At 69.7% G+C, this 16,158-nt stretch carries 13 protein-coding genes and 1 pseudogene; 5 read left to right on the plus strand and 9 right to left on the minus strand.

Annotated elements, in window-relative coordinates; genetic code table 11:
• The 5 genes from ACN28I_RS29690 to ACN28I_RS29710 all read right to left on the minus strand — a co-directional run bounded on the left by ACN28I_RS29690 (window position 1) and on the right by ACN28I_RS29710 (window position 6,130).
• Complete coding sequence (locus ACN28I_RS29690; protein WP_420945291.1) at window positions 1-681, minus strand: hypothetical protein; 681 nt, start codon at window positions 679-681, stop codon at window positions 1-3.
• Complete coding sequence (locus tag ACN28I_RS29695) at window positions 593-1,540, minus strand: hypothetical protein (protein WP_420945292.1); 948 nt, start codon at window positions 1,538-1,540, stop codon at window positions 593-595. The genes ACN28I_RS29690 and ACN28I_RS29695 overlap by 89 nt, the downstream gene beginning before the upstream one ends.
• Before the next feature lie 604 nt (window positions 1,541-2,144).
• Entirely contained in the window at window positions 2,145-3,362 is a 1,218-nt protein-coding gene (locus ACN28I_RS29700; RefSeq protein ID WP_420945293.1) for an ATP-binding protein, read from the minus strand.
• Between the two features lie 104 nt (window positions 3,363-3,466).
• On the minus strand, window positions 3,467-3,835 hold the full coding sequence (locus ACN28I_RS29705) for a hypothetical protein (RefSeq protein ID WP_420945294.1): 369 nt from the start codon (window positions 3,833-3,835) through the stop codon (window positions 3,467-3,469).
• Window positions 3,836-4,066: 231 nt separating this feature from the next.
• On the minus strand, window positions 4,067-6,130 hold the full coding sequence (locus ACN28I_RS29710) for a PilZ domain-containing protein (protein WP_420945295.1): 2,064 nt from the start codon (window positions 6,128-6,130) through the stop codon (window positions 4,067-4,069).
• A 461-nt stretch (window positions 6,131-6,591) separates the two neighbouring features.
• On the opposite strand from ACN28I_RS29710, the gene ACN28I_RS29715 reads away from it, so the two are divergent.
• Entirely contained in the window at window positions 6,592-9,576 is a 2,985-nt protein-coding gene (locus ACN28I_RS29715) for a protein kinase domain-containing protein (protein WP_420945296.1), read from the plus strand.
• Between the two features lie 94 nt (window positions 9,577-9,670).
• Window positions 9,671-10,369, plus strand: coding sequence for a head GIN domain-containing protein (locus ACN28I_RS29720; protein WP_420945297.1), 699 nt, complete (start codon window positions 9,671-9,673; stop codon window positions 10,367-10,369).
• A gap of 95 nt (window positions 10,370-10,464) precedes the next feature.
• On the opposite strand, the gene ACN28I_RS29725 is transcribed toward ACN28I_RS29720, so the two are convergent.
• Window positions 10,465-11,919 carry a cyclic nucleotide-binding domain-containing protein gene (locus ACN28I_RS29725; RefSeq protein ID WP_420945298.1) on the minus strand — a complete coding sequence of 485 codons (1,455 nt, stop codon included), beginning with the start codon at window positions 11,917-11,919 and terminating at the stop codon, window positions 10,465-10,467.
• A gap of 187 nt (window positions 11,920-12,106) precedes the next feature.
• On the opposite strand from ACN28I_RS29725, the pseudogene ACN28I_RS29730 reads away from it, so the two are divergent.
• Both ACN28I_RS29730 and ACN28I_RS29735 read left to right on the plus strand, forming a co-directional pair.
• Window positions 12,107-12,184: pseudogene (locus ACN28I_RS29730) on the plus strand (SAM-dependent methyltransferase); the annotation flags it as partial.
• A 73-nt stretch (window positions 12,185-12,257) separates the two neighbouring features.
• Complete coding sequence (locus ACN28I_RS29735) at window positions 12,258-12,707, plus strand: DUF938 domain-containing protein (RefSeq protein ID WP_420945299.1); 450 nt, start codon at window positions 12,258-12,260, stop codon at window positions 12,705-12,707.
• Window positions 12,708-12,720: 13 nt separating this feature from the next.
• Here ACN28I_RS29735 and msrB read toward each other — a convergent pair whose 3' ends face one another.
• The gene (gene msrB, locus ACN28I_RS29740) at window positions 12,721-13,200 is read right to left on the minus strand and encodes a peptide-methionine (R)-S-oxide reductase MsrB (RefSeq protein ID WP_420945300.1); all 480 of its coding nucleotides are present in this window, start codon (window positions 13,198-13,200) and stop codon (window positions 12,721-12,723) included.
• Between the two features lie 212 nt (window positions 13,201-13,412).
• Between msrB and ACN28I_RS29745 the strand changes: the two genes are divergently transcribed.
• Window positions 13,413-14,393, plus strand: coding sequence for an aldo/keto reductase (locus tag ACN28I_RS29745; RefSeq protein ID WP_420945301.1), 981 nt, complete (start codon window positions 13,413-13,415; stop codon window positions 14,391-14,393).
• Window positions 14,394-14,486: 93 nt separating this feature from the next.
• Here the strand turns inward: ACN28I_RS29745 and ACN28I_RS29750 are convergent, their stop codons facing one another.
• Together ACN28I_RS29750 and ACN28I_RS29755 are read right to left on the minus strand one after the other, a co-directional pair.
• The gene (locus tag ACN28I_RS29750; protein WP_420945302.1) at window positions 14,487-15,521 is read right to left on the minus strand and encodes a phytoene/squalene synthase family protein; all 1,035 of its coding nucleotides are present in this window, start codon (window positions 15,519-15,521) and stop codon (window positions 14,487-14,489) included.
• 145 nt (window positions 15,522-15,666) lie between these two features.
• Window positions 15,667-16,140, minus strand: coding sequence for a hypothetical protein (locus tag ACN28I_RS29755; RefSeq protein ID WP_420945303.1), 474 nt, complete (start codon window positions 16,138-16,140; stop codon window positions 15,667-15,669).
• Window positions 16,141-16,158 lie beyond the last annotated feature (18 nt).

Genomic DNA, 16,158 nt, shown 5'->3' on the forward strand with positions numbered 1-16,158 from the left:
TCACGCCACCCGCAGTTCCTTGAGGGCCAGAATCACGACCTCCACATCATCCTCATTCGGCCGCAGGACGAGTTCTTCTTTGACCTGCCGGAGGGTTTCACTCAGGGCGGCCCGCTCCTCGTCTCGAAGGGTCGCCTCGAGCTTCTCCACGGCATCGAGCAACCGCCTGTCCCTCAGGACCGCCGCGCACTCCAGCCACGCTTCCACGACCTGTCTCGAAGGCACCAGGGAGCGGCCATCATGGTGAACCCTGCGCAGCGCATTCCAAACGCGGTCGGTCAGGTCGGCGCGTAACAACGAAGGGACCTCCAGCTCGGGGTGCCTCGGCGTCCGCACCCAATTGCGGACGTGCTCTCGAATCTGGAAGTACGGAGCCGATTGTTCCTCCAACTCCTGCTGGGAAGGAGGGTGGTGCACCAACAGGTTGACCGCCGCGCGCAGCAGCACCTGCGCGGCCTTCGTCGAATTCTCGAGGGAATAGGGCAGCTCCTGGAACAACTGCGCGAGGAGCCAGGCGTCATCCGAGAGCGTGCAGTCCTTTGGATCGAATTGGGGATCGCGGAGCGCCACCGCGGCAGCCACCCGCCGTACCTCACGAGGTGTCTTGTGACTGCGAGCCCAGGCGGTCGCGAGCGGTACAGGCAAAGCACCGCGGAGCCACTCGATCTCCCGGCGAGGCATCTGGCCCAGCACCCCCGCCAGCCGCCGCTGTCTCGTCTTGTCCTCGGCGGGTGTGGACATCAGGAAGCTCTGTCATCAGGCTCTGCTTGTAGCCTCCATTCGAGTACTCCAGCAGCTCCAGAACCTCCTTCTCCATTCCCGCGTCGAGCAACAGCCGCAGCTCCAACAGGGCCAGTTCAAACCTTTCATCAATCGCGGGAAGCTCCTGGGGAAGAGCGCCTGGGAGTCCTTCCTGGGAGCTGAAGAAACCGTATCGCCCTTTGTCACGCAGTTCCCACCCCAGGGGCGATCCCGCTTTCAAGACATCCGCCAGGGCGCTGCGCGAAGCCCTCTTCAGGCAGCGGCCGAGTTGCACGTAGGCCAGAGCCTCCCGCAGCAAGTGCTTCTGTTTGAGATTCAGTCCGAACTTCTCCTCGTACTCCTGCTCGAGCTCCGTGATGCGCTCGCGCCTGCCATCCACCAACAGCACGTTGAGCGCCTGCAGCCACAGCTTTCCGGAGCGGATGAGGCTCACCGCGCTCAGCTCACGCAGCTCTTGATGAGGACTGGCCAGCCACGTCAGAGCCAGCCGGGTTGGTACACCCGAGCACTCGGTGTACTGGAGCAGCAGGGTCATGCCGGCGGGTGAATCAGCGGCATCCCGCGCGAGCGCTTCGAGGAAGCTCTCGACCTCTGGAGCCTCCTCCTCCTTCAGGAGGGTTCTCGCGATATGTGCTCTCAACTCGGCAGGAAACGCCTCCAGCGCCGCGGCGTTCAGCAGTCGCTTCAGCTCCTCCTCGGAAAGCGCGTCCAGGTTGTCCTTCAACAGCCCGGAGATGAGCCGGATCGCATGCCGCGGTTCCCTTTCCAGGCGGCGCAAGGCCAGTTCAGGCTCCTTCACGAGCCGTCTGAGCGTGGGCTCGTCCAGCTCCGTATCCGTCACCGCGAAGTTCTCAGAAGACATGGATGGACCTCCGTGGCCGGAGGGCCCGGCCGCGTAGACACAGGATGAGAGGGCGCACGCCGGGCGTACGCTCAATGGTGCACTACGAACCAAGAGGGAAACGGCCGGACACGAACTCGTGCCACTTTGCCGCTCGTGGATGGCCCAACAGGCGCCCGTCCAAGTCGACGCGTCAGCGTCACCGTTCAATCTAGGCTGCCTTCTCCCATTTTCAAGCGCGCGTTGACTGCTCCAGCGAGGCCGGGACCTGGCTTGATGGAAAGTCCACACAGGGGCGCGGTATCAGGCGGGCCGCCCGGCTCGGAATCCCTCGAGCAACGGCACGCCCGCTCTTCCGCCGCTTCCCTGGTGGAGGAGCACCGCGCCCAAGCCAGAAGGGGTAAGTCCTGTCAGGGGGGAGGTTCCGGCCGCGAGGGGGAGCAACTGGTCCGATTGTTGGACCAGTCGGCACGCCGCGCGGCCGGAAGGCGCCCCGTGCTTTCCCGCGGGAGCACCCCTGAAAGAACTTACTTCCACTGGCTTAGCTGCCGCGGGGAAGCAGGACGCGGAAGGACGTGCCCTCCTCCGCCGTGGAGCTCACCTCGATGCGGCCCCCGTGGGCCCGGACGATCTGATCCACGATGAAGAGGCCCAGGCCGATGCTGCGGCGCTCACTTCCCTCCCCGGTGCCACGCGTCATCGGCTCGAAGAGGGTGGGCAGCAGCTCCACCGGGATGGGCGGCCCCTCGTTGCTCACGATGAGGAGGACGGCCGTGGCCTCGCCTCGCGTCCTCACCCGGATGGGCGTCCCGGCGGGGCTGTACTGCAAGGCATTGGTGAGCAGGTTGGTGAGCACCTGCGCGATGCGGTCCGGATCCCACTCGCCCTGCCCCTCCCCCTCGCTCTCCAGCTCCAGCTCGCGCTCCATGACGGCCGGCCGCAACTCGTCCACCACCTGCTGGGTGAAGGCATGGAGGTCCAGGGACTGGCGCTTCATCGGCAGCGTCTGGCCCATGCGCGCCTGGGTGAAGTCGAGCAGGTCCAGGATGAGCCGGTTGGCCCGGTCCGCGGCGTCCAGGATGCGGCGGATGCCCCGGCGGGCCCGGTCATCCAGGTCCGTGCGGCGCAGCAGCGTCGCGGCCGACAGGGCAATGGCATTGAGCGGGTTGCGCAGATCATGGCTCACGATGCCGATCAACTGCTCGCGCAACTGGGTGGCCTCGCGCGCGCTGAGGAGCTGGGCATCGCGCTGGCCCAGCTCGTCCTCGTGCTCCAACTGGTGGCCGACGAGGTCCGCGAGGTGGCGGAAGATCTCCAGCTTGTCCACCGGGAGGTCGGCCGGCTTCGGGTCGAGCGCGCACATCACGCCGAAGAAGCTCCCATCCCGCCGCAGCAAGGGCACGGCGATGTAGCTCTCGACGTTGTAGAGCTTCGGCGCCGGGTGGTGGGTGAACCGGGGATCCTTGCTCGCATGGGTGATGAGCAGCGGCGCCGCCGAGCCGCGAACCGTGTTGCAGAAGGTGGTGACGAGCTCCAGCGTGTCACCCGGGCGCAGTCCGAAGTCGATCTCATCCAGCACGGCGCAGCACGTCCAGGACTCGGCCGTGACGCGGGCCACCACCGCGAGCCCCAATCCCGTGGTCTGCAGGAGCACCCGCAGCACCGTCTTGACGGCATCGATGCGGCCCACCGCCGCGACATCCGCCGCGAGGCGCTCCGCGACATAGGGTCTCGGAGGGGGGGTCCGGGAGTCACTCATCGCGGCTCCCATTCTACAGGACGACGCCAGGCGCGGGACGCACGCCTCCTCGGCCTGGAGCCGGGGACTCGTCCCCTCGCTTCAGCTGGTACACGGGGCTGCTTTCAAAGGCAGCTCAGGGTGAACTGCTGGGGCTCTCCCGTGATGCCCCTCCGGATGGAAGGCAGGAGTCCGGAGGAGCCCTCACAGTAGCAGGCCGGACCGTAAGCGACGGCGAGGAGCCCCACCCCCACCAGCAGCGCGCCCCCGACCGCGAAGCTCAAGCTCACCCGGTTCGGGAACAGCATCGCGCTCAGCATCGCGAGGCCCCACACCAGCACCCCCGTCAGGCTCACGATCAGCGTCTCCTGAGGGCTGATGACCTGCGTCATCTGCAGACACACGAACAACACCGCGAGCGCCATCACCGCGTTTGCCAACTGTTGGCCCACGTTCCTCTGGGATCGAGCGTAGGCGCTGAAGATTTCGGCCATCGTGCGGGCTCCGGGTTCCTTGCTCCCATCGTAGCACCCGAGATGCTGGCGGACTCACGGTGCACCGCCTCACCGAGACCCTCACCCCAGCCCTCTCCCAGAGGGAGAGGGGGCATCGCACGGGCTCAACCCGGGGTCCGTGGCACCCTCACCCCGTCCCTCTCCCGGAGGGCGAGGGGAGATTGGGCGGAGATTGGGCTCATTGGGCCTGCTTGCTGCTGGTAATGACTCTCAGAGATCGCCTCTCGGCGTCGTCGCCTCGCACAGGTGCTCGATGAAGTCCGGCAGGAGCTGCGCCGAGAGGATCCAGATCCGCCCCTCTCCCAGGTCCACCAGCTTCGCCTTCTCCGTGTACGCCGTGTGCTCCGACTCCACGTAGTGCACGAACACGTTCAGCCCTCGCGCCCGGTACCACTCCGCCGCTCCCGCCAGCAGCGCCAGCATCGCCTCCTGCCCTTCCGCCGACGCCTCGTCCACCAGCGAGATGACTCGCAGCCCGTCCAACACGTGGAACAGGTTCAGCCCCACGTGCGCCGTCTCCAGCACTCCCACCGCCAGCGCCCGCCCGTCCTTGCGCGCCACCAGCACGTCCCGCTCCCGCTTCAGCCCCGCCTCGGCCCACTTCGCCTTGAGCTCCTCCAGCCCGAAACGCTCCGGCACCAGGTCCAACGCCTCCCGGTACGCCTCCGGCCTCGTCTCCTTCAGCCGCTCGAACAGCGCCGCCTTCTCCTCCTCCGTCGGCGCCCCCAGGCTGAAGCCCTCCGGCATCTCCCACTCCCGCTTCGCGTCCGCCTCCATGAAGCGGAACGGCACCATGCACGCCTGCCCCGTGTGCTGGTACCACTCCGCGAAGTCGAACGCCGTGAAGCGCACCCACCTCACGTTCGCCTCGCAGTACGCCAGGAACCACTTCACCTCCGGGTCCGTCTGCGCCGGCTCGAACCCTCTCAAATACACGTCCCGCAGCGCCTCGCGCGCCGTGCTCCTCAGCTTCTCGTTGCGCGGCTGGTGTCTCGCCAACTGGTGCGCCAGCCAGCTCCCCGAGTATGGCTTCAGCCACGACAGGCTCGCCTCTACCGAAGTCCCACTCGGCATCGGCCTCACCACCCGGTACCCCAGCCTCCGGTACCCCTCCAGCTTCTCGTGCGCCTCCCGGTACTCCGCCTGCATCCGCTCGAAGTCCCCCGGACTCTTCCCCGACAGCCGGAAGTATCCCGAGCGCTCGAACAAATCCCACGTCCCCCCGTTCCAATCCCCAGACACCCGCGTGTTCGGATGGCTCTGCTCCTCCACCAGCTCCCGCCACCGCGCCAGCTCCCGCTCGCCCAGCGGCTCCACCTTCATCCCGCACCGCCGTCCCAGCGCCGTGCCCGTGATGTTGCGCACCTCCGCCCGCAGCCTCACCGGCTCCTTCCCCGGCAGCCCCACCTCCAGCTCCGGCAGCACCAGCCCCGGGTACAGCAGGTCCTCCCCCGGTTGCGTCGCGAACGACAGGCCCTCGTACGAGATGTCCGTCAGCTCCCGCTCCACCCTCACCTGCGGCCACAGCGGATGTCCGAAGCGCGCCGAGCACCCCTCTCCCGCGGGCGCCCTCCTCAGCTTCCGGTGCCGGTAGCGCAGCAGCTCCCGCGGCAGCGCCACGGTCCACAGCCCGTCCTCGTACACCGCGTGATCCACCTGGAAGTGCAACACCGAGCTGAAGCCAAACACCTCCAACCTGAAAGGCATCGGCGGCAGCGTGCCCCTCACCTCCCACGACACCCGCCCGTCGTATTTGTCATACAGCGCCGCCACCAGCTCCACGTCCCCACCCGCCGAGCGCGCCATTCCCCGGCACCGCCTCGCCGTCAGCGCCTCGAAGATGCGCCCAATCCTGTCCACCCGGGTAATCCGCTCCCGCCAGATGGGGTGCGAGTCCGGCGCCTCGAGCTGGCCCAGATCCCTCCAGCCCTCCAGCATCGTGACGATGTGCCGGCCCTGATCCAACGGCGGCGCCACGAAGCGCAGGCTCAGCTCCGGCTGCTCCTCCGGCCCGGGCTCGTACACATTCATCACCTCGGCCCTCAGCATCTGGGCCTCGCCTCCCACCCCCAGCAACACGTTCGTCCGCTGCCCCGGCCTCAACCCCGTGGGCTTCGTCAGGCTCAACGTCAGATGCTCCGGCGAGAGCTGCACCAGCCTCCCCTCCGAGCACAGCTCCCCCTCCACCTCCGCCACCGCCGCCAGCCCCGGTCCCATGCGGTAACCCAGGCCACTCTCTCGGGTTCGCACGCGGTCCGCCTTCTCCGTCGCCATGGGAACTCCGTTTGTCGTGGAGAGCCGTTTTACGTGAACACTGAAAGTTTTTATCCCCACCGTCGTACCGGCCACCTGGATGGAATTTCGGTTCCGCCAATGTGGACACACGCCCAAGCGCTTGCAGCGGCACCCGGGGGCCGGATCTCCTCAAGCGTTGCGAACCAACCCCGCCTTCGTGACGTGCTGGACAGTCAACAGCACCCCCGTACCCCGGGTAGGGATTGCCCGAGTTCCCTCTCGCACCCAGGGCATGGCCATTCCGTGCCTCCTGGAGTTTTCCTCGATTCTCGTAAACGAGTGCCGGAGGGCCGCGCCTCCCCCGCTGCCTGGCGCGTCCGTTTCAGCGGCGCGGGCGGGGGAAGTGTGGGTGGAATCCGCTGCCATTGCGCTCTCACGCGAAAATCACGGTGGTGGCTTTCGCCTGGAAGCCAGCGGTCCTATAAGCTTGGTTTTCTCGAATGGCTGGGTCGAAGCTCCCTTTCGCGCCGGGTGATGTGCGCGGCTCGCGGATGGGCAACTACGAGGTGCTCTGCCGCCTGAGTACCGGTGGGATGGCGGAGATCTTCCTCGCCTCCAAACGGGGCCTGGCCGGCTTCACCAAGCCCGTGGTGCTCAAGAAGATCCTCCCGGACATCCAGGGCCAGGAGGAGTTCGTCCAGATGTTCCTGGACGAGGCCAAGGTCACCGCGGCCTTCAACCACCCCCACATCGCCCAGGTGTTCGATCTGGACGTGGACGATGGCGAGCTCTTCCTCGCCATGGAGTTCGTCCCGGGCGCCACGCTCATTGAAGTGGCCCGTGCCTGCCGCGCCGCCAACGAGCCCATGCCCCCGGGCTTCGGGCTGGCGGCCGTGCGCGACACCGCGCTGGCGCTGCACTACGCGCACACCTTCACGGACGCGCTCGGCCAGTCCTCGCCCGTCATCCACCGGGACGTGGCCGAGAAGAACATCATGGTGACGTACGAGGGCGTCACCAAGCTGCTGGACTTCGGCATCGCCAAGAGCCTGTCGGCCGTCAGCCGCACCGCGGCCGGCATGGTGAAGGGCACCAGCGGGTACATGTCGCCGGAGCAGATTCTCGGTGAGCCGTTGGACGCCCGCAGTGACTTGTTCAGCCTGGGCGTGGTGCTGCACGAGTGCCTCACCGGCATGCGGCTCTTCCCGGGCAAGGCGCCCATGGCGGTGGTGAACGCCGTGCTCAAGGGCCCCATCCCCGAGCCCTCTCGCACCAACAAGGCCATTCCCCCCGAGCTGGACGCCATCGTCCTCAAGGCGCTGGCGCGCAAGCGCGCGGACCGGTACGCCACCACGCTCGAGTTCGCCCGCGCCCTGGAGCGCGCCGTGGCTCCCCTCATCTGGTTGCCCGAGCAGAGTGGCGAGCTGATGCGGCGCCTCTTCGCCGAGCGGCGCGAGCAGACGCGCCAGTTGCTCGCCAGCGGCCGGGCCGGTGTCGACAGCACGGGCGTGGTGAAGCTCGCCCAGCTCTTCCCGGATCGGGACGCGTCCGCCACGCCGCCTCCGGCGCCCGCCACGCCGCGCCTGCCCACCATCTCCGCGCCCCACCTCCCGGCGCCCGGCCCCGCCCGGGCCGAGGAGACGGAGCTCGTCTCCTACTCCGTGGTCACGAAGCCTCCCGCCTCGCCCCCGGGGGAGAAGCGGACCGCCTCCTCCGCCCAGCTCCCGGCCACGCCTCCGCCTCCTCCCCCGGAGACGGGCATCCACCCGCCGGCGCAGCCCGCCGCCCGCACCCGTCCGGTCCGCACCCCGGTGGATCCCTCCACCCTGCCTTCCCTGCCCGTCCTGGTGGAGCCGCCCCGGGCCCCGTCCCCGGCCCGCGCTTCGGTGGATCCCTCCACCCTGCCCTCCCTGCCCGTCCTGGTGGAGCCGCCCCGCCCCGTCCGCGCCCCCACGCCCCAGGAGCAGACCCGGGCCGAGCCGCGCGCCCGCAGCCTGGGCCGCTCCGACGCCGTGCCCGTCCTCCCGGAGCCCTCCCAGAAGACGGCCGTCATCCGGCCCTCGCGCGCCACGCCCACCGGGGAGCAGCCCGTCACCTCGGACGAGACGCTGCCCCGCTACGACGCCACACGCGCGGCACGCCGGACCTCGCTGCCGCACCTGGACGCCGTCACCCTGCCCACCGGCTCGTCCACCTTCCCTCCCGGGCCTTCGGCTCCTCCGGCGCCCCCCTCGCGCGCCCTACCCCCCGAGGCCCCCACCGTCCCCGTCGCGCGCTCGCCCCTGGCCCGGCCGCCCGTGGCGCCCGTGGACGAGGACGGGCCCGAGTTCCTCACCGCCCCCTACCTGGCACCTCCGTCCGCGTCCTCCGGGCCGCCGCCGCTGGATCCCGGGGACGAAGACGAGGACGAGCTCCGCACCGCCCCCTTCCTGGTACCGCCCTCCGCGTCCTCCCGGCCGCGCCCGGTGGAGCCCGACGAGGAGGACGAGCTCCGCACCGCCCCCCTCCTGGTGCCGCCCGCGGCCTCCCGGACCTTCCCGGGGCCCCGGAACGAGGATCCGGACGAGGAAGACCTCACGCCCGCCCATCCTCATTCCGTCTCCCGCAAACACCTTCCGGTGAAGCCCCTGGATGACGATGAGGATCTCACCGTTTCCGGCGCTCCCTCGTCCGAGCCCTCGCGCCGGGGGGTGTGGGCCGCGCTGATCCTCCTGCTGCTGGTGGGCGGGTTGGCCGCCCTCGTCGTGTTGCGGCTCGATGGGGGGATCCTGTCCTCGCGGCTGTTCCCACCCCCGCCCGAGGCCACCGAGGCTCCCGCCCGGGCCGCCCCGCCGAAACCCCAGGCCGTACCGGCTCCGCCCGTGGACTCCGCTCCTCCGGCGCCCGTGGCCCCCGAGGCCGCTGCCGCGAGCGCCACGCCCGAGACGGCCCCCGCGCCCGCCGCCGCCGCACCGGAAGCAGCGGCCCCCACGGAGGTGAGCGCCGCCACCGGTACGGGCTCGCCCGAGACGAAGACCGAGGCCCTCCCCGAGGCTGGCGCCGTGGCGGAGGCGTCGCCGAAGGAGGAGGCCCCGGCCGAGCCCCCGGAGTCCGCGCCACCGGCGAAGCGCGGCAAGGTGGCGCCCTCGCGCCGCACCGCACGCACCTCCGCTCCCGCCACCGCCAACATGGAAACCTCGCCCGAGCGGGTGACGACGGCCGACGAGGCGGACCGGGCCTGGCAGGCGCTGGAGCGCGAGCGCACGGGCGCGGCCGAGCCCTCGGGTGGGAAGGGCTCCCTGACGCTCGTCACCGAGCCCTACGCCAAGGTGTACCTGGGCAGCCGCTTGCTGGGCGAGACACCCCTCTTCCGGGTGCCCCTGGCCCCAGGCAAGCACACCCTGCGGCTGGTGGCTCCCCAGTTCAAACCCTTGAAGCTGCAGGTGGAAATCCAGGCGGGCGAGGTCACCTCCATCCGCGCTCCCCTCGAGAAGCTCCGGGAGTGAGCGGCCGGGCGGGCCGCGTGCAATCGCTCGCGGCGCGGTGCGTACCCTGAAGGACACGAGGCTCCGTGCCTCTCCCTTCCCCGAGGTCCACCGCATGCAGCTTCGCTCCCTGCTCCTTCCCGCCGCCTTCCTGGTGTCCGTCCCCGTCTTCGCTCAGGACGCCGCCAAGGCCGGGCAGATCGACGTCCCCGATTTCCGCGGTGTGGCGGTGGGCTACGGCATCCGCGCCGAGGTGAAGCCGGGCCCCAAGTCGGTGCGCCTGGAGGGCAACAAGGACGACGTGGCCCGGGTGAAGCTCGAGGTGCGGGACGGCGTGCTGACGACGCAGGTGGAGAAGACCTCGATGTTCTCCAACAAGGGGCTCAAGGACGTGCGCCTGTACGTCACCAGCCCGCGCGTGGAGAGCGTCGCGGCCAGCGGGGGCGCCGACGTGGACGCGCAGGCCACCCGCGTGGACACCTTCGAGGTGGCGGCCAGCGGCGGCTCCGAGGTGGAGCTCACCGGTGTGGACTCGCAGAACCTCCAGGTGGCGGCCAGCGGCGGCTCCGAGGTGGACCTCGAGGGCCGCGCGGGTGAGCTGAAGATCACCGGCAGCGGGGGCTCGGTCATCGAGGCCGACGAGCTGCGGACCGACTCGCTCCAGGTGACGGCCAGCGGCGGCACCCGCATCGAGGCCTCCCCCGAGCGCAGCATCCAGGGCGTGCTCTCCGGGGGCTCGACGGTGAAGGCCGGAAAGAAGCCCGCGAGCGTACAGGTGAACAGCTCGGGCGGTTCTCAGGTGCGGTACGAGTAGCTCTTGAAGTAGGACTCGCGAGCGATGACGAGGTACCGGGGTGGGGACACGGGGCTGGGGGGCTCCGTGTCTCCACCCTTCTCGTTTCCGGGGGCTCAGTTGAGCCGGAAGATGTTCTTGAGCCGGCCGAGGATGTCGATCTCCTCGCAATCGGGCAGCGTCTCGCCCGAGGCCGTCATCGCCGCGTCCAGTTGCATGCGCCGGTGCGCCAGCATCCCCGACAGCTTCGGCGCCAGCTCGGGGTGCTCCTCGAAGAGGCGCGCGAACACCGGCCGGCCCAGCTCCAGCAGCACCACGTCCGTGAGCGCCACCACCGTGGCCGTGCGCGGCTCGCCCGTCAGCAGCGACATCTCCCCGAAGTAGTTGCCCCGCGACAGCCGCGACACCTCCACCCCGCCCGTGCGCACGCTCAGCTCGCCCCGGCCCACCAGGTAGAAGGTGTTGCCCTTCTCGCCCTGCTCAATCACGTGCTCGCCCCTGGCGAAGCGCCGGGGCACCATCTCCTGCCGCAGCTTCGCCCGCTCCTCCTCCCGCAGCACCTTGAAGAGATCCACCCGCCGCAGCATGTCGGCGATCATCTCCGGGGTGAACTCGGAGCCCGGAGCGCCCATGGACATGTTCAGCTTGCGCTGTGCGGGCAGCTCGATGCCCTCGCGCCGGAAGCGGTACCAGATGCGCGTGTAGAACTCGGCCATCACCGCGTCGGCTTGCGAGAAGTCCTCCACGTAGTAGCGCACCTGGTAGCGGATGCCGAGCTCCTCGAAGCCCACCGTGCGGCACATGGGCGGCGGCGCGCTCAGCACCAGCGGCACCTGCTCCAGCACCTCCAGCACCGCCTCCTTCACCTCGTTGGGCGCCCGGTCGTACGGGCCATGGAAGGACAGGTCCATCCCCACCGGCTGCCCGCCCTTGGAGTAGTTCTTCACCGCCTCCTTGGAGCAGACGTTGTTGGGCAGGGTGATGATCTCCTTGCGCGACGTCTCCAGCCGCGTGGCGCGCCAGGCCACCTGCACCACCCGCCCGGTGATCTCCTTGATGGTGACCCAGTCGCCCACCTGGTAGGGGCGCTCGAGCTGCAAGGACAGGCCCGCGAAGAGGTTGCCCAGCGTGTCCTGCATCGCGAGACCCAGCACCACCGACACGATCGCCGACGTGGCCAGCAGGCTCGTGAGATCGATGGCCAGCTCGGTGCGGAGGATGGGGACGACGGCGATGACGTAGAGCGAGATCTCCACCACGTCGCGGAGGATCTTCGGCGGCGGCGTCCGGATGCCCAGGCGCGTCACCGTCAGGACGGCCAGCGACATCCCCGCCCGGATGCTGCCGAAGGCGAAGGTGAGCATCCACGCCACGCGCAGCAGCGGCAGCACCCGCGGGTGCAATTGCTCACCGAACTGCCCCTCCACCACGCGCAGCGTCAGGAACGTCACCAGGAAGCCGAGCGCTCCGCCCAGCTCCTTGCGGAACTGCGAGTCCGAGCTCGCCGCCCGGACGCCGATGACCAGCAGCGTGAGGAGGACACCCGAGATCAGGGAGAGATTGCTCTGCAAAAAGGGCAGCACTCCGCGAGCCTGTCCCTGGTGATGGGGGGGGTCAAGGCACCCGGAGTCTCGCTTCCAGGGATGAACACGGACTCGGGCGAAGTCAGGCGGATTTTTGTAGCGGGTCCGCAATATGGTCGGGTGACGACCCTCACCCCCCGCCCTCTCCCAGAGGGAGAGGGAGCATGCTCAACCCATGAAACAGCACGCCCCGTCCGCCGAGCGCAACCGCGAGCCTCTTCTTCCCATCCTCCGTGAGCTGCTGCCCTCGCGCGGCACCGTGCTCGAGGTGGCCAGCGGCACCGGCCAGCACGCCGTCTTCTTCGCCCGCGCCTTTCCGGAGGCTCGTGTGGCAGCCCACCGATGCCGACCCCGTCGCTCGCGCGAGCATCGAGGCGTGGCGCCGGGAGGAAGGTCTGCCCAATGTGCTCGAGCCGCTCGCGTTGGATGCCAGTGCATCGGCCTGGCCCGTGGAGTCCGCGGACGCCATCGTGTGCATCAACATGATCCACATCTCCCCGTGGGAGGCGTGTCAGGGATTGATGCGAGGCGCCGCTCGGGTGCTGTCCCCGGGAGCACCGCTCATCCTCTACGGGGCGTATGTCATCGAGGGCCGGCCCACCGCGCCGAGCAACCTCGCCTTCGATGCCTCGCTGCGCGAGCGGAACCCGGCCTGGGGCGTGCGCGAGCTGGGCGCCGTCACGGCGGAGGCGCGGGCCCACGGATTGGAGTTCGACCGGGTCATCGACATGCCCAGCAACAACTTCACCGTGGTGTTCCGCCAGCGCGGCGGGTGAGGCTGACGCTGGCTCACTCTGGCCGGAAGTCGAGCGCCACCGAGTTCATGCAGTAGCGCAGGCCCGTGGGTTGCGGGCCATCATCGAACACGTGCCCGAGGTGCGAGCCGCAGCGGCTGCACACCACCTCGGTGCGCGTCGTGAACCAACCCTTGTCCTCGCGGTTGTCCACGGAGCCGGGAGTCAGGGGCTGCCAGAAGCTCGGCCAGCCCGTGCCCGAGTCGAACTTGGTCTCCGAGCTGAACACCGGCTGGCCACACGCCGCGCAGTGGTAGGTGCCCGCGGCCTTCAGGTCCCAGTATTTCCCCGTGAAGGCCCGCTCCGTGCCCTGCTTGCGCAACACCTTGTACTGCTCGGGCGTGAGCTGTTGCTTCCACTCCGCGTCGGTCTTCTGGACGGCGTACACCTTCGTGCCCTCCTCATGGGAATGCCCGGACTCGGGGTTTCCGGCCGCCAGCCCCCCGAGCACCAGCAACGGCAGGAGCAGCAACACCCCGTATCGGCTTCGTCTCTCCTGGCTCATATCTTGTGGATAAGTGGCTCGGCCCTTTTCGGTTACAGGAAGGCGCCACGGGTCCGGCGTTTCTCCGGGAAGAGTGCCTCCCCGCTCCGTCCCCAAGTTCTCCACAATCCGGCCGTCCACTCTCCCGCAGTGCCACCACGCGAGCCTCCCCGCGACCGCCCGCTTCAGGTAGGCAGGAGGCCATGCCACGCACCCTCGGGGCCTCCGGGCCCGCCGTGTCTCCGCTGGGCCTCGGACTCGCCGCGCTCGGCCGCCCCGGGTACATCACCCTCGGCCATGGGGAGGATCTCGGAGGCGGCCGATCCGTCGAGGCCATGGAGCGCCAGGCCCATGAGGTCCTGGATGCCGCGTACCGCGCGGGCGTGCGCTACTTCGATGCGGCCCGCTCCTATGGCCGCGCCGAGGCCTTCCTCGCCTCGTGGTTGAAGGCTCGCGGCCTGCGCCCCGAGGACGTCACCGTCGGCTCCAAGTGGGGCTACACCTATACCGCTGACTGGCGCGTGGACGCCGAGCGCCACGAGGTGAAGGATCACTCGCTGCCCACCCTGCGCCGGCAGTGGGGAGAGAGCCAGACGCTGCTCGGGCCCTGGCTGCGGCTGTATCAAATCCACTCCGCCACCTTCGAGAGCGGGGTGCTTGAGGACACGAGCGTCCGGGAGGAGCTCGGGCGGCTGAGGGACTCGGGCATGCGGGTGGGGCTGTCGCTCAGCGGACCCCGGCAGGCGGAGGTGCTGCGGCGCGCCCTGGAGGTCCAAGCGGGAGGCTCCCCGCTGTTCTCCTGCGTGCAGGCCACGTGGAACCTGCTGGAGCCCTCCGCGGGCCCCGCGCTCGCCGAGGCGCATGCCGCTGGCTGGGGCGTCATCATCAAGGAGGCCGTCGCCAACGGGCGGCTCACGGCGCGCAACGAGGACCCATCGCTGCGGCCCCTGCGCGAAGTGGCCGGAGAGCTGGGCGCCCCGGTGGACGCGGTGGCCATCGCCGCGGTGCTCGCGCAGCCGTGGGTGTCCGTGGTGCTCAGCGGAGCCACCACCGTGGAGCAACTCCAGAGCAACCTGCGCGCGCTGGAGGTGAGGCTCGGGGACGAGGCGCACGAGAGGCTGCGCCGCCTCATCGAGCCGCCGGAGACCTACTGGGCGAGACGCTCCGCCCTGCCATGGAACTGAGGGGCTCCACGAGGAGGGGAGACCTTCCGGGCGCGGCCGGGATCAACTGGTCCAACAATCGGACCAGTTGGCGAGCCGCGCGAACGGCGGGCTCTACCGGGGCAGCGGGGCCGTCAGCGTGGAGAACATCAGCTTCAACGCCGCGTCCTGTCCCACCAGCAGCTTCGTCGAGCCCACCACCCACTTCACCGTGCGCCGCGACACCTTCACCGCCTGCCGCTCCAGCACCGCCGCATTCCCATACAACTTGCGCAGTGTCATCACCGCGAGGAACAGCGGCCACAGGCAGAACAGGCGGATGCCCCGCTCCTGTCCCGGCAGCGCCATCACGTACTCGAAGGCCTTGCGCAGCTCCCGGTGCGCCACCGCCACCATCTGCCCGTGGGCCTTCATCGCCTCGCCCCGGTTGGCGGGCTCCAGCAGCGCCTCGGGCGTCAGGCCATACTCGGCCAGCAGCGTCCTCGGCAGCCAGCAACTGCCGCGCTCCAGGTCCTCGCGCACGTCCTTGAGGATGTTCGTGAGTTGCAGCGCGTTGCCGAACGCCACCGCCCGCGGCTCCAGCGCCGCCGAGCGCTCGGCGATGGCCGGCGAGTACCACTGGAAGAGCCGCGTCAGCATCTCCCCCACCGTGCCCGCCACGTAGTAGCAGTACTCCAGCGTCTCCTCGAGGCTCGCCAGCCCCAGGCCTCCTCCCGAGGCGCGCCCCTTGTCCCCCATCTTCCCCATGCCCTTCGTCATGGTCGCCACGCAGGACGCCACGTGCTCGCGCACCGGGGCCGCGTGCACCGCCAGCGCCTCCAGCACCCGCGCCGTCCCCTCCACCAGCCGCACCTCCGCCTCCGGCGCCTGCGCCCGCAACACCCGCGCCCCCTCCTCCGAGAAGCGCCGCGCGTCCTCCTCCCACCCCGCCGGCAGCGTGCTCAGCCGCGCCAGCTCCGCCAGCAATACCTCGCTCGCCGGGCCGTGCGCCTCGTCCTCCAGCGTGTCGGCGATCCGGCACAGCAGGTAGGCCACCATCACCGCCGTGTCCAACGGGCGCGGCAGCACGGGAATGTTCATCGCGAAGGTGCGCGACACCGCCGGCAGCACCTCCCGGCAGAAGGCGATCGCGGCGGGCTCGGTCTGCATCGGTATCCTGGCCGACGCGGGAGGCTGTGACGGCTCGTCCCTGGACATGAGGACGTACGGACGGTCTTCCATCGCTCTCCCACTCGGCACGAGGCGCGGGATTACCCCAGACCGGCGCCGGGTGCACGCAATCCGTTCGGCTCCCTCACTCTTCCCCGGGCTGCTTCGCGGCCGGCTCCTGCCCGGTGGGCTCCACGGCGTTCACCACATAACCGTCACCCTCGATCGTGAAGCGCGCCCGCACCTCCTGTCCCGGCTGGAGCGCCTGGCGCTTGTCCGGGGTGAAGCGGGTCTCCTGCGTCAGCTCGAGCGGGAAGACGGCCCCGCCATGCCGCAGCCACAGTTGGTCCCCCTGCACGTTGACCACCTGGCCGTGGAGCTCGCCTTGCCGCGCCTCGTCATGACCGGCCGTCCCCGAGCCGCCCACGCCCGCCGCTTCGTCCGTGACGGGAATGTCATCCGTGTGCGGCGTCTGGCGGAACTCGTCCATGTTGTCGGGGATGTCCTCCGCGGGCCGTTGCCGATCGATGTTGCCGCGCTCCGCGTCCCCTGCCTCTTGCGCGCCCGCCGGGGCGGCCAGCCCGAGCACTGCGAGCCATGCCAACACCTTGCGTGCCATGGGAGCCTCCTGTGTCTG

It is taken from the genome of Archangium gephyra, assembly GCF_049060025.1.
In the GTDB taxonomy this organism is placed as follows: domain Bacteria; phylum Myxococcota; class Myxococcia; order Myxococcales; family Myxococcaceae; genus Archangium; species Archangium gephyra_A.

Coding starts and splice junctions, on each gene's coding strand:
- ACN28I_RS29755 (WP_420945303.1), bottom strand. CDS start 16,140: ATGGCACGCAAGGTGTTGGCATGGCTCGCAGTGCTCGGGCTGGCCGCC.
- ACN28I_RS29705 (WP_420945294.1), bottom strand. CDS start 3,835: ATGGCCGAAATCTTCAGCGCCTACGCTCGATCCCAGAGGAACGTGGGC.
- ACN28I_RS29710 (WP_420945295.1), bottom strand. CDS start 6,130: ATGGCGACGGAGAAGGCGGACCGCGTGCGAACCCGAGAGAGTGGCCTG.
- ACN28I_RS29745 (WP_420945301.1), top strand. CDS start 13,413: ATGCCACGCACCCTCGGGGCCTCCGGGCCCGCCGTGTCTCCGCTGGGC.
- ACN28I_RS29720 (WP_420945297.1), top strand. CDS start 9,671: ATGCAGCTTCGCTCCCTGCTCCTTCCCGCCGCCTTCCTGGTGTCCGTC.
- ACN28I_RS29750 (WP_420945302.1), bottom strand. CDS start 15,521: ATGCAGACCGAGCCCGCCGCGATCGCCTTCTGCCGGGAGGTGCTGCCG.
- ACN28I_RS29715 (WP_420945296.1), top strand. CDS start 6,592: ATGGCTGGGTCGAAGCTCCCTTTCGCGCCGGGTGATGTGCGCGGCTCG.
- ACN28I_RS29690 (WP_420945291.1), bottom strand. CDS start 681: ATGCCTCGCCGGGAGATCGAGTGGCTCCGCGGTGCTTTGCCTGTACCG.
- ACN28I_RS29700 (WP_420945293.1), bottom strand. CDS start 3,362: ATGAGTGACTCCCGGACCCCCCCTCCGAGACCCTATGTCGCGGAGCGC.